Source organism: Peptoniphilus sp. BV3C26, from assembly GCF_000478985.1.
GTDB lineage: Bacteria > Bacillota > Clostridia > Tissierellales > Peptoniphilaceae > Peptoniphilus_B > Peptoniphilus_B koenoeneniae.
Genome location: NZ_AWXB01000058.1, coordinates 42717 through 55483 on the forward strand (window position 1 = coordinate 42717; position 12767 = coordinate 55483).

Annotated in this window: 10 protein-coding genes and 1 pseudogene; 6 read left to right on the forward strand and 5 right to left on the reverse strand. The window is 31.8% G+C overall.

The features are described from left to right. Nucleotides 1-2 precede the first annotated feature (2 nt). The 3 genes and pseudogenes from HMPREF1253_RS06825 to HMPREF1253_RS09960 all read left to right on the forward strand — a co-directional run bounded on the left by HMPREF1253_RS06825 (nucleotide 3) and on the right by HMPREF1253_RS09960 (nucleotide 2541). On the forward strand, nucleotides 3-260 hold the full coding sequence (locus tag HMPREF1253_RS06825; RefSeq protein ID WP_023056120.1) for a ferrous iron transport protein A: 258 nt from the start codon (nucleotides 3-5) through the stop codon (nucleotides 258-260). Next, nucleotides 250-2401: pseudogene (feoB, locus tag HMPREF1253_RS06830) on the forward strand (ferrous iron transport protein B). The gene HMPREF1253_RS06825 and the pseudogene feoB overlap by 11 nt, the downstream one beginning before the upstream one ends. Then, nucleotides 2401-2541, forward strand: a complete 141-nt coding sequence (locus HMPREF1253_RS09960) for a FeoB-associated Cys-rich membrane protein (RefSeq protein WP_023056012.1) — start codon at nucleotides 2401-2403, stop codon at nucleotides 2539-2541. Before feoB ends, HMPREF1253_RS09960 begins: the two are co-directional and overlap by 1 nt. Before the next feature lie 61 nt (nucleotides 2542-2602). On the opposite strand, the gene gloB is transcribed toward HMPREF1253_RS09960, so the two are convergent. Both gloB and HMPREF1253_RS06840 read right to left on the reverse strand, forming a co-directional pair. After that, nucleotides 2603-3295 (reverse strand): hydroxyacylglutathione hydrolase, encoded by a 693-nt coding sequence (gene gloB, locus HMPREF1253_RS06835; protein WP_023056043.1) that lies wholly within the window; start codon nucleotides 3293-3295, stop codon nucleotides 2603-2605. Between the two features lie 923 nt (nucleotides 3296-4218). Further along, a complete protein-coding gene (locus tag HMPREF1253_RS06840; protein ID WP_023056109.1) occupies nucleotides 4219-6408 on the reverse strand; it encodes an S-layer homology domain-containing protein in 2190 nt (729 codons plus the stop codon). Between the two features lie 132 nt (nucleotides 6409-6540). On the opposite strand from HMPREF1253_RS06840, the gene HMPREF1253_RS06845 reads away from it, so the two are divergent. From HMPREF1253_RS06845 to mgtE, 3 genes are all read left to right on the forward strand, one after another. After that, the gene (locus HMPREF1253_RS06845) at nucleotides 6541-7455 is read left to right on the forward strand and encodes an AAA family ATPase (protein WP_023056112.1); all 915 of its coding nucleotides are present in this window, start codon (nucleotides 6541-6543) and stop codon (nucleotides 7453-7455) included. Further along, complete coding sequence (locus HMPREF1253_RS06850) at nucleotides 7445-9148, forward strand: hypothetical protein (protein WP_052648948.1); 1704 nt, start codon at nucleotides 7445-7447, stop codon at nucleotides 9146-9148. Before HMPREF1253_RS06845 ends, HMPREF1253_RS06850 begins: the two co-directional genes overlap by 11 nt. A gap of 83 nt (nucleotides 9149-9231) precedes the next feature. Next, nucleotides 9232-10593, forward strand: a complete 1362-nt coding sequence (gene mgtE / locus HMPREF1253_RS06855) for a magnesium transporter (RefSeq protein ID WP_023056093.1) — start codon at nucleotides 9232-9234, stop codon at nucleotides 10591-10593. Between the two features lie 55 nt (nucleotides 10594-10648). On the opposite strand, the gene HMPREF1253_RS06860 is transcribed toward mgtE, so the two are convergent. Genes HMPREF1253_RS06860 through HMPREF1253_RS06870 form a run of 3 tightly spaced genes read right to left on the reverse strand, consistent with a single transcriptional unit; the run spans nucleotide 10649 to nucleotide 12761 of the window. Then, complete coding sequence (locus tag HMPREF1253_RS06860; RefSeq protein ID WP_023056091.1) at nucleotides 10649-11299, reverse strand: HAD family hydrolase; 651 nt, start codon at nucleotides 11297-11299, stop codon at nucleotides 10649-10651. An 11-nt stretch (nucleotides 11300-11310) separates the two neighbouring features. Continuing rightward, nucleotides 11311-11778, reverse strand: coding sequence for a tRNA (cytidine(34)-2'-O)-methyltransferase (locus tag HMPREF1253_RS06865; RefSeq protein WP_023056075.1), 468 nt, complete (start codon nucleotides 11776-11778; stop codon nucleotides 11311-11313). Nucleotides 11779-11795: 17 nt separating this feature from the next. After that, nucleotides 11796-12761, reverse strand: a complete 966-nt coding sequence (locus HMPREF1253_RS06870) for an ATP-dependent 6-phosphofructokinase (RefSeq protein WP_023056123.1) — start codon at nucleotides 12759-12761, stop codon at nucleotides 11796-11798. Between the last annotated feature and the right edge of the window lie 6 nt (nucleotides 12762-12767).

Below are 12767 nucleotides of genomic sequence, written 5' to 3' on the forward strand. Positions count from 1 at the left end.
AAATGGACGAAAAACTTACTTTAAAAGACTCTGTCGTTGGTAATTATTACACAATTACAAAAATCAATGGCAAGGGTCCTTTAAAAAGAAGAATTATGTACATGGGGCTTACTAAGGGAAGCAAAATTTTTATAAGAAAAGTTGCCCCTCTTGGAGATCCTGTACAAATTAACGTACGTAACTATGAACTTAGTATAAGACGTGATGATGCTGAGTTAATTGAAATTGAACAAGTTTTGGGACGAGAAAATGACAATTAATATTGCTCTTGCCGGCAATCCAAACAGTGGTAAATCAACCTTGTTTAATGCTTTGACCGGAGCTAATCAATATGTAGGTAACTGGCCCGGAGTTACTGTAGAAAAAAAGACCGGACGCTATAAAAATGATAAGGATGTATTTTTTACTGACCTTCCTGGTATATACTCTCTTTCTCCCTATACCCTTGAAGAGGTTGTATCAAGAGATTTTTTACTTAATGAACATCCTGATGTAATTATAGATGTTGTTGATGCTTCAAATGTAGAAAGAAATTTGTATCTTGCAACTCAACTTATAGAGATAGGAATTCCTCTTATTTTAGCTCTTAACATGATTGATGTTGTTGAAAAAAACGGGGATACAATAGATACAAAAAAAAATTGAAAATATTTTAAAGTGTAAAGTAGTTGAAATTTCAGCTCTTCACCACAAAAACATCAATACTTTAATCGAAGAAGCAAGAAAGCTTGCAGCAACTAAAAATGAAGAACTTATAACTTTTGATTCTAAACTTGAAGAAGCTTTTAAGGAAATTGAAAACTTTTCTTCCATTAGAGACCATATCTCAAAAAGATGGTTGGCTGTAAAGATGTTTGAAGAAGACGAAAAAGTCTTAGAAGATTATTCTCTTACTTCTGAAGAAAGCAAAAGACTTAAAGAAATAAGAGATGATTTTGAAGAAGCTTATGATGACGATGCTGAAGGAATAGTCACTGACAACAGATATAACTTTGTAACAAAGCTTACTCAAAATTCAGTAAAGAAAAAAAATCTAGGACTTACAACATCTGACAAAATAGATAAAATTGTTACCAACAGATTTTTAGCAATTCCAATTTTTGCAATTCTAATGATAGGTATTTATTACTTTGCCGTAAAAATCGTTGGTGGTCCTGTAACTGACTGGGTAAATGATGTATTCTTTGCAGAAATTGTAGGAGGAAACGTTCAAAAGTTTTTAGAAGGTGCTGGTACTGCTCCTTGGCTTACATCTCTTATTGTTGATGGTATAGTCGCAGGAGTTGGAGCTGTTTTAGGATTCTTACCTGTAATTGTTGCTCTTTTCCTTTGTATAGCAATCTTGGAAGACTGCGGTTACATGTCAAGAATAGCCTTTATTTTGGACAGAATTTTTAGGAGATTTGGACTTTCAGGAAAATCATTTATTCCTATTTTAATCGGAACAGGTTGTTCAGTTCCTGCAATTATGGGAACAAGAACCATTGAAAACAACAATGATAGGCGTATGACAATTATGGTTTCATCCTTTATGCCCTGTGGTGCAAAAACTGCCATCATAGCACTTTTTGCAGCATTTTTCCCAGGTGTTTGGTGGTATGGTCCAGTTTGGTACTTCGGAGGAATTACTGCCGTAATTCTTTCAGGAATTATGCTTAAAAAGACAAACCTATTCCACGGTGATCCTGCTCCTTTCGTAATGGAACTTCCTGAATATCATATGCCAAGTGCCTACAATGTATTTCGTGCAACATATTTCAGAGGCAAGGCTTTCGTTATAAAAGCCGGAACAATAATCCTTCTTATGACTATTGTTATTTGGTTCTTACAAAATATTTCTACAAGCGGTCAATTTCTTTCTTGGGATGATGCTTCAGCAGATTCAATCCTTGCTTTTGTAGGAAAGAAACTTTCCTTTATCTTTAAACCTTTAGGTTTCGGAAACTGGATGGCTACTGTTTCTACAATTTTAGGTCTTGTTGCAAAGGAAGTTGTTGTTGGAACTTATGGAGTTGTTGCAGGTCTTGGAGATGTTGAAGATAACGTTGCTCCCCTTATACAACTTTTAAGCACACAATTTAACCCTGTAACTATTTTTGCCTTTGTATTCTTTAACCAACTTACAGTTCCTTGCTTTGCAGCTTTAGGTTCAATAAAATCCGAATTGGGTTCAGCGAAGTGGTTTGCCTTTGCAACTGCTTACCAAATCGTTTTCTCTTATACAATAGCTCTTATGATTTATCAATTCGGAAGAGTTCTTGTATTAAAAGAAGCCTTCAGCTTAGGAACAGGAGTAGCTTTGGTTATCCTTATAGTTTATCTATACTTCATATTCAGACCTGACAGGACAAAAGAAAATCTATATGAAAAAGATTTAAAAAATAAGAAGGTGCTTAACTAATGGTAACTTGGATTATAGGTATCATCCTTTTAATCGTAGTAGTTTTTGCTATAAAGCATGTCAAAAAAACTAAAGGTTGTGACTGCGGCTGTGGCTGTGGTTGCGACAAGGGTTCATGCTCAATGAAAGATGATAAATAAAGATTTTTATAATTCAAAAAACGATGAGAAAATTAAAATCTCATCGTTTTTTTATTTTTTATTAAAAATTGTCCCTTTCCTTTCTGAGTCTTACAAAATCTTCAAAATTCTTAGCCCTAAAAAAAGGATTTATTTCCTTTTCAAGACCTATGCTAGTAGGTAAAGTTACCTTATTGTTTTCCCTAAGAGCCTTAACCCTTTTATACTCTTCATCCACCCTAGCACTGGGCATAAATTTTTTAGAAAAATCCAAATTATGAAGACTATATTCATGAGCCGGATAAACCTTTATAAAATCACTAAGACCCTTAAACTTTTCAATAGTCTTAAAAGCCAACTGGTAATCTTCTGTAAAAACCCTACCACATCCTGCCATAAAAAGAGCATCTCCACAAAATAGATTGTCATCAAATAAATAAGAAAGGTGACCATGGGTATGCCCAGAAGTTTCCATAACTGAAAAATTCAAACCCATAAGGCTAAAAACATCTCCGTCAGAAAGGTTCACATCGTTTATAAGGCTAGTTTCCTCTGGACCATATACCAAAATATCTCCATAAACTTTTTTAATGTCCATGACCCCTCCTGTGTGGTCATAATGGTTATGAGTAAGTAAAATACCATATGGCTTTTTGTCCCTTAAATAATTTAAAAGATCTTTACTTTGACCAGGATCAACAATAATTACTCCATTATTTTTTTCAATAAGCCAAATATAATTATCTTCAAAGGCCTTTATAGGAAAAATCTTCATTTTTTTCTCTCCTCATCAAATTTGTTTTATTTTTAAATATATACCCCTATTAAGGATAAAAACAATTTTCTATCATAAAATTTAAAATAAAAAATTTTCAAAAATTTTAAAAAAAAATGATTGACAAGATTAGTGATAATTGCTATCATATATTTAAGCTATTTGATAGGTAAAATAAATCTGAACCTCTCATAAATTATATTTTATATTAACCATGAAAAATAAATTAATACAAATAAAATACCAGATTATAGCCGATTTTACCGGATAAATAATACATATTGTAAAAGATTTGTTATTTATCCAATCAAATATCTTAAGTCCATTAATTTTTAACCGGACTAACTAATGCATAATAAATCTCTAAAAAATGAAAGACTCATTAGAGTCTTTTATTTTTATGTTTTTTTCTTTTATTCGGATTCTCCACCAGACCAATAGCAGATATTTGCTGTTGGTCCGCGTGTCTTTTGTGAGAGAAAAAAACAAAATTTTTTATAAAATATTTTTTTACGCTCTACGTAGAGCATCTTTTTATTTTTTTAATTTTTTCAATTTATATTTTTTCCACAACTTTTCTTTTTCATTTTTTTATTTTGTTTCAAATTATTCGGCTTCGCCGCCGGACCAATAAATTGGTCCCTACATTCGATTGCAGGGTTTTAATCTTTTGAAATCTCTTCGCATAAAATTACCCCACATTCGCGTGTGGATTTCATGTTTGGATTAAATTACAATAAATTTGTGCGTGGGCCTTTGTGGGCTGTAGGGACCGGTTTACCGGTCCGCGTGAATTTGGTGGGAGAAAAAAAACAAAATTTTTTATAAAATATTTTTTTACGCTCTACGTGAAGCATTTTTAAAATTTATTTTTTACATATGAAAAAAGGCAGACCTAAGGTCCGCCTTTTCTTAATTTTTTATTATTTTACAAAATCAAAGTTGATTCCTGGAATAAAGAATAACATTGTTGCAAATTCGCTTCTCTTAATGTTGTTCTTAGGTTTGAATTTTCCTTCAGGATATCCGCTTATAGTTCCTGCAGAAATTAATTGTCTAACTTCTTGAGCGTATGCTGAACTTGAAACGTCTGAAAGGCCCTTGTCGCTTCCTGTGTTGTTATATTTAAATAGATGAGCCATTACATAAGCAACTTCTTCTCTTGTAATATTATCTTCAAGATTCTTTCCTGAGAAAATATTTGTAGGAATTCTTTGAAGAACATATTTTACATTTTCATTTCCCCATGTTGATGATGAGAAATAAGGATTTTCATTTACAACTTTATTAACTTTGTTTTCATCAAGAGTTTGAGCAAAAAGTCCAAGCATTGAAAGAGCTTCTCTATCTGAAATTTTATTTTCTGGTCTAAAGGTGTTGTTAGGATATCCGTTTATTACACCCATTGCAACCATAGTTACAATTTTATCTTCAGCCCAGTGTCCGAAAATATCTGTAAATTTATTTCTTGCTTCAGCTTTTGTCATTGTTTGTAGCATTGTTTGTTCAATTTCTACTTGAATGTCTCTGTTGTTTATAATATCTCTTACAGTGAATTTTGCCTTTGTTTCTCCTGCTTTAAATTTGATGTCATCATTCATTCTGTAATATTTTCCGTCATAGATTGCATAGTATCCTATTGGATTTGGATCTTTCTTGTCTGATGTGTTAAATTTAAAAGCTTCCATAGGCTTAAAGGTTTCTTTCTTTGCCTTTGGATTTTTAACAAGTTCATAATTTAAAACATTATTTTTTCCATCAATTACAAGAACTGTAAATTTAAATTTATCTGAAGAGTTTGTCCTTGAAATTTCAATTTCATATCTTCCCACGCTGTCAAATTTTTGATAGTTTGAAGAGAAATTATTAATTTGTGGTGAAGAGAAAGTAAGTTCATATTGACTGAAATTTCTAAAGGTATCTTTTATTTCATTTCCAAATTCTCTAAAAGTATCAAGGTATTCACCCTTTTTAAGGATGATTAAATCCTTTGTTTTAACTCTTGGAACATCAATGCCGTTTTTAATCTTATTTAAAAAGTCTGAAACTTGCTTTGGTGCTGTTCCATATAAAACTTTTGTATCATCTTCAGAGTTTATTTGTATTTCTGCATATCTTCGTGCGCCGCCGTTGTCTGTTACCATTATTTCTTGAATAGATGGCTTTAAAACATTTTTTATAACATAATCATTTTTGTCATAAATCTTATTGGGGTCATAATAGTTTTCGTTATAACTTCCTAAAAGATATCTATTGCTTGAGGAATATCCAAGACCATGATTGTCATCAACATATTTGTAATCTCTATCACCTCTTGGCCTATATTGGATCCCTCTTTCATTTATTCCAAAGTCAGAAGTAATGTTTAAAACAAGATTATTTCCTACTATATAGGCATAGTTGATTCTCAAAGAATCATAACTTGGATTATACTTAACTGTGTATGAAATTTTTTTATCTTTTCCAGTTACGGTTATTTCTGCCGTGTGATTTTTTAATTCAGGTCTTTGACCATATCTATAGTCATAGCCATAGTTATAAATACGATCAACTTCTATTTTATCTCTATAAAATTCTTGGGCTTCTTTGTCATCAATTTTATAGATTCCTTTTTGTCCGTTAGCAAGCATTGGTAGATAAAGATATAAAATTCCCTCTTCAACTTCAAATTTTGTATTTTCTTTTAAATATTCTTCGGAACCTATATTATCAAATCTTGTATTAACTTCACTAATATGCAATTGATCAACAGCCCTACCATTTTTTAGAACTAGAATATAATTTCCACCATAATAAACATTTTTTGAAGGAACAATTATTTTATAAGTATTCCTATTTCCATCATCATAGATGTATGAAAGCCCATTGTTATCATAAGTTCCCCAACCTTGACTCCAAGGATCTTGACTATATTCTCTTCTAAATTGGTTGAAAGTTATTTTTTTACTTTCATCTTCATCTTTAATGTAAGAATCCATTAAATCAAATTCTCCATTAGTAACTTTTACATTATAAATTTTTACATTATTTGCTGCAAAACTTTTAAAGGGTATTATTGTTACAAGCATTATAAAGGCAAGTAACATTGACAAATGTCTTTTAAAATTTTTCATTACACTCCTCCTATTTTTTATTAATTTAATTATAACATTTAATTGTCAGATTCCTTATTAAGACTTTATTACAAGATTAAAACTATATAAGGTCTTTTTATTTCTGTTATAATATTTTATCGGAGGATAAAAATGTTAAAAGATATTTTAATAAATGAGGGAGTAAATGAATCCCTCTTAAAAGAAGTTGATAAATTTAAGGCTTTTTATAAATTGGAAGAAAATCTTAAGGACCGTATTCCCGATCCACGTTTTGTATACTACGGTAAAGAGGTTTGGGAAAAGGCAATAGCAGGGATCCTATCCGGCCACCATTTGCTTTTAAGTGGCCCTAAGGCAACGGGAAAAAATGTTTTGGCAGAAAATTTAGCTCTTCTTTTTTCAAGACCCCTTTGGACGATTTCTCTTAATGTAAGTACTGATTCTGATTCTTTAATAGGATCTGATACTTTTAAGGATGGTAGGGTTACTTTAAAAAAGGGTCCTATTTATCAATGTGGATTTTACGGTGGCTTTGGTATCTTAGATGAAATTAATATGGCGAAAAATGAAAGCCTTTCTGCTATCCATTCGGCTCTTGATTACAGAAGGGTAATAGATGTTCCTGGCTATGATAAGTTAAAATTACACGAAGCTACAAGATTTATTGCTACTATGAACTACGGTTATATAGGTACAAGAGATTTAAATGAGGCTTTGGTTTCAAGATTTTTAGTTATTGATATGCCCAGGATAAAGTTTGAAGATTTAAAGAAAATTTTAAAAAAAGAGGGCAATTTAAAAGAGGAATTTTTGGAAAGATTTGCAAGACTCTTTTTAGATTTGCAGGATAAGTCTTTAAATTCAGAAATTTCTTCAAAGACCATAGATTTAAGAGGGATGATTGCTTCTCTTGAACTTATGAAAATTGGTCTCGGCCTTATTCCTTCTCTTGAAATGGGCATAATGGACAAGGCTTTTGATCCCTATGAAAAGGAAATTGTTATGGATACTTGCAAAACTCTTTTTGATTTTTCTATTAAACCGGAGGATTTTTTTGAAAATTAATAAGGACCGCCGGGACAATTTGTTTTGGACGGTGTCTGAAAATTATCTTGCAAGGGGCTATGAAATTTTTAATCCCGATTCTTTTTACCAAGTTTGTCTTTTAGGCTATGCTTTTAAAAAATATCAAATGGATTATTTTGTTGATTTTGCAAGAAGCACTTTTTTAAAATTTAATAACAAAGATGATTTTTTATGTCTTGCCTTTTTAACTCTTGATAAAAATTTAAAGGAAGAGCTTTTTAAGGAAAGACCTGGCCTTATTTCCATTAGGAAAAATTATTGTGATGAAATTTTTAAAACTTTAACTTTTACAAGAAACACTTCTTTTGCCCATGAGCTTACTCTTTCTTATTTTCAGTTTGAAAGGGGAATTTATCCCAAGGCTCACAAAAATATAGTTGAAATTTTAAATTTAATTTTCAAAAGCTCCATTAAAGATGTTAATGAGCTTATGGATTTTTTAAGTGGAATTTATCTTAAATATTTTCATCTTGATAAGACTCTTTCCAAAGAAAAAATAGAAGATACTAAGGAAAAAATTAAAAGTAGAAAGACTCTTGGTTTAAAGACTTCTTCTAAATCCAATTCTCAATTTTTAAAAGATTATGAATTGGAAAAATTTAACATAGGCTCTTCTGAATTTTTTGAAGAAAATTATGAAAATTTAAAGCTTGTTAAGGATAAAAAGGATGGAAGTGCCGGCAATGAAGATTTTCTTTCTGTAATAGAAAAAAATTACGGTCAGCTTTCTCTTGGGAAAAATCAAATTCAAAAACTTGAAAACAGCATTTCTAAGGGGATCCATTCCAATATTAAAATCTATTGGACCAAGGGCCAGTTTAAAGAGGACACTTACTACAAGGAAATAAGCCTTGAAAAGTTTAAGGAAAATTATAGTGAGTTTGAAAAAAATAAGCTTAAATATCTTCGTGGAATCAGAAACTTAAGAGAAGTTATAAAAAATTCTCTCTTAAAGGAAAGTGAAGAATACAGTCTTTATTCAAAAAGCGGCTCTCTTGAGGTTTCAAAACTTTGGAAAATAAATTATATTGAGGACCCAAAAGTTTTTAAAAAGAATTTTATTGATGACAAGGGACAAATTACTGTGGACATTTTGCTGGATTCTTCTGCCAGTCAAAATGAAAGAGAAGCTCAGGTTGCCATTCAAGCCTATATTATTTCTTCTGCCCTTTGTCAGTTGAAAATTAAAAATAGGGTTTTAGCCTTTAATAATCTTTTTAATTATCTTACCATTCGTGAATATAGAAACTATAATGACGATATTTCAAAAAATAAGGATATTTTTTCTTACCAGGCAAGAGGCTCAAACAGGGATGGCCTTGCTATAAAGCTTATGAATTATCTAATTGATAAAAACAAGGAAGATAGAAAATTTTTAATTGTCTTATCTGATGGAAGACCTAATGATGAAGTTAATCTTGCCATTCTCGGAAGAAAAAAGTTGGATGTTAGAGATTACACTGATGATTTTGCCCTTTACGATACTTCAAAAGAAGTCTTAAATGCTAAGCTTAAGGGCATTAATGTCTTAGGTGTCTTTACTGGAAACCCAGAAGATTTACCTAAGGAAAAAATTATTTATGGAAATGATTTTGCCTATATTACAAAGCTCAATAGGTTCTCTCAAATTGTTGGTCTTTTCTTTAAATCCATGGCAAATAAATTAAATTAATTTAAAACTTCGCTTCTTGCGGAGTTTTATTTTTTTATCTTTACTGTTAGAATGGATATGGACAAAAACTATGGAGGTGACTTATGGACTATAGTGAATACTCGGAAAATAGAGAATATTTTAAAAAACTCATTGATGAAAAAAACTTAAAAGAACTTAAAAGCACAATGGCTGAAATGAACGTTGTTGATATTGCAGAGATTATCGAAGACTTTGACGATAAGACCATGCTTTTAATTTTCAGAATGCTTCCCAAGGAAATGGGGGCTGATGTTTTTTCATACATGGAAATGTATAACAAACTTAGAATTGTAAATTCCATAACTGATGAAGAACTTCGTTCAATCTTAGAAGAATTGTATTTTGACGATATGATTGACGTCTTGGAAGAGATGCCTGCCAATGTTGTAACAAAAGTTCTTAAAAATTCCACTCCAGACACAAGAAAACTTGTAAATGAATTTTTAAGATATCCTGAAGATTCTGCCGGCTCTATAATGACTATAGAGTATGTAAGCTTAAGACCTGAGATGACTGTTAAGGAAGCCCTTCAATACATTAAGACCACAGGTATAGATAAGGAAACTATTTACACTTGCTATGTTGAAAATGAATATAAAATGCTCCTTGGTTTTGTATCTTTAAGGACAATAGTTATAAGTGATGAAAATGAACTTATAAAAAATATAATGACTGATGATGTTATTTTTGTTAACACTCTTGATGACCAGGAAGTAGTTGCTGATAAGTTCACAAGATATGGCTATCTTGCTCTTCCCGTTGTTGACGGCGAACACAGACTTTGCGGCATTATAACTTTTGACGATATCTTGGATATTGTCGAAGAAGAAGCCACAGAAGACTTTCACAAGATGGCTGCTATTAATCCTTCCGATGATGAATATTTGGATCAAACTCCTTGGCAACTGGCAAAAAACAGAATCCCTTGGCTTTTGATTTTAATGATTTCAGCAACGGTTACAGGTCATATTGTAGATAGGTTTAACGGAATTATTTCTCAATTCATTATCCTTACTACTTTCATTCCCATGATTACTGATACTGGAGGAAATTGCGGTGCTCAAAGCTCAACTGTTGTTATTCGTGCAATGGCAACTGGTGAAATTACCATGGCTGATGCTTTAAAAGTTATTTTTAAGGAAATGAGAGTTGGACTTATTGCAGGAGCGGTTCTTTCTGTTGTGAATTTTTTAAGGGTAATTTTATTTACTTCATCTTCACCAAGAATTGCCTTTTTAATTTCTTTTACAGTATTTTTTACTGTTGTATTTTCAAAATTCTTAGGGGCTCTTTTACCTCTTTTTGCAAAAAGAGTAAACATAGACCCAGCCATTATGGCTTCTGCCGTTATTACTACAATAATAGACTCAGCAGCTCTTTTAATTTATTTTGCCATGGCTGAAATTTTCTTAAAAGTTGTTTAATAAAAAAGGATAAAATTTTTGATTTCTCTTTCAAAAATTCTATCCTCTTTTTTTATTATTCAATTATTTCTAAAAGTTCTCTTATATCATCAATTCTCGCACTTGCTTCTTTTCCTTCTTTTTTTTCTCCAAAACCGTAATTACAAAATATTGTGTCCAAGCCGTTTTTTATTCCACCCTGTATGTCAAAAAACCTGTCTCCCACTACTATATAATTCCTTTTGTATTTCTTCATTGTTCTTTTTATAATTTCTTCTTTGGGAATCTCTTTAAAGGCTTCTGATGTTAAAAAATCATCAAAATATTTTTCCAGTTTAAATACTTTTTTTACTGTTTCATAGTAGGAAGTTCTTGCGTTGGAAAGAAAGACTAAAGTTTTATTTCTCTTTTTTAGTTCTAAAAGAGTCTCATCAACTCCATCATATAAGGTTCCCTTTCCCTCATTTAAATTTTCCTGCATTTTTTTGCCTACAAGGATTTTTACTTTTTTTCTTATCTCATCATCAGCATCTGGTAAGACTTTTTTCCACATTTCTCCTGCATTATAGCCAAGCCAAGTGTGATAAGTTTCAGGGCTTAAATTTTTAGGTTCTATTCCTAAATTTTTTAAAAATTTTACTCCATCATCTAAGGCGCTTTTATATATTTTCATTGTGTTGTGCAAGGTTCCGTCAAAGTCAAAATATATTGTGTTTGCTTCTATCATTTTTTCTCCAATCATTCTAAGTCTAAAAAGTTCAGTTGTCTTAGGGCTTCAAATAAAATTATATTTGCAGAGTTTGCAAGGTTTAAACTTCTTCCAAAGTCCTTAAGCATAGGAATTCTTATAGCCTTTTCATAATTTGAAAATATTAAATCTTCTGGCAATCCCCTTGTTTCAGGTCCAAAAACTATAAAATCTCCGTCCTTATATTTTACATCTGTATATTTTTTCTTTGCTTTTGTTGTGGCAAGATAAAAGTTACTGTCTGGATATTTTTTTAACAGTTCATCATAGGAATCATAATAACTTATATCTACCAGGTGCCAATAATCTAAGCCTGCTCTTTTTAAATGCTTATCGTCAGTGGAAAATCCAAGGGGTTTTATTAGGTGGAGCTTTGAGTGAGTAAGTCCGCAGGTCCTTGCTATGGCTCCTGTATTCCAATGGATTTCAGGTTCATAAAAAACTATATTAAGTGACATTTTTACCTCTTTTTATTTTAAATTGATACTATTTTCATTATATCGTATAAGTTTTTTGAAAAAACTTTTTTTCTATTAAAGGCTCTTTCAAAATCTTCTGTAAAGATTTTTCCGTTTCTTATTCCTACAGCCAGGGCTTTATTTTCATCATTTTCAATCATTTTTTTTACTAAGACGTTACCCATTGCAGATGCTAAAACTCTGTCAACTGATGAGGGACTTCCTCCCCTTTGAATGTAGCCAAGAATTGTTACCCTTGTTTCAATTTCTGTTATTTTTTGGAGTTTTTCTGCAATTTCGTGGGCATGGCCGAGCCCTTCTGCCACAAGGATTATGTGGTGTCTTTTGCCCCTATTTTTTCCCATGAGCATTTTTCTTGCTATATCATCTATGTCTGCTTTATTCTCTGGAACTAAAATTGATTCAGCTCCTCCTGATATTCCTGCATAAAGAGCTATATCTCCACAATTTCTTCCCATTACTTCTACAACATTTGCCCTGTTGTGAGCGTCTGTTGTGTCCCTTATTTTTGAAATGGCATCAGTAACAGTATCAACTGCCGTCCAAAAGCCCACAGTATAGTCTGTATAGTCCATATCGTTGTCTATTGAACATGGTATAAGGCCAACAGGGAAACCTTCCTTGTAGAGGCTATATGCTCCTCTCATGGACCCATCTCCTCCAAGGACTATTAAGCCTTCTATTCCATAAACTTTTAAAACATTAAGGGCCTGGGAGACTCCTTCTTTTTTTGTAAATCTTTCAGAACGGGAGGTTCCTAAAATAGTTCCTCCCTTTTGAATTATATCTGCAACGGAACTTTCTACCATAGGCACAAGACTACCGTCTATTAAACCTTCATATCCATTTTTTATTCCAAAAACTTCAATTCCTTCAAAAATTGCACTTCTTACAACTGCACGAAGGGCGCTGTTCATTCCCGGAGCATCTCCTCCGGAACAAAGTATTCCTATTTTTTTCATAAAACA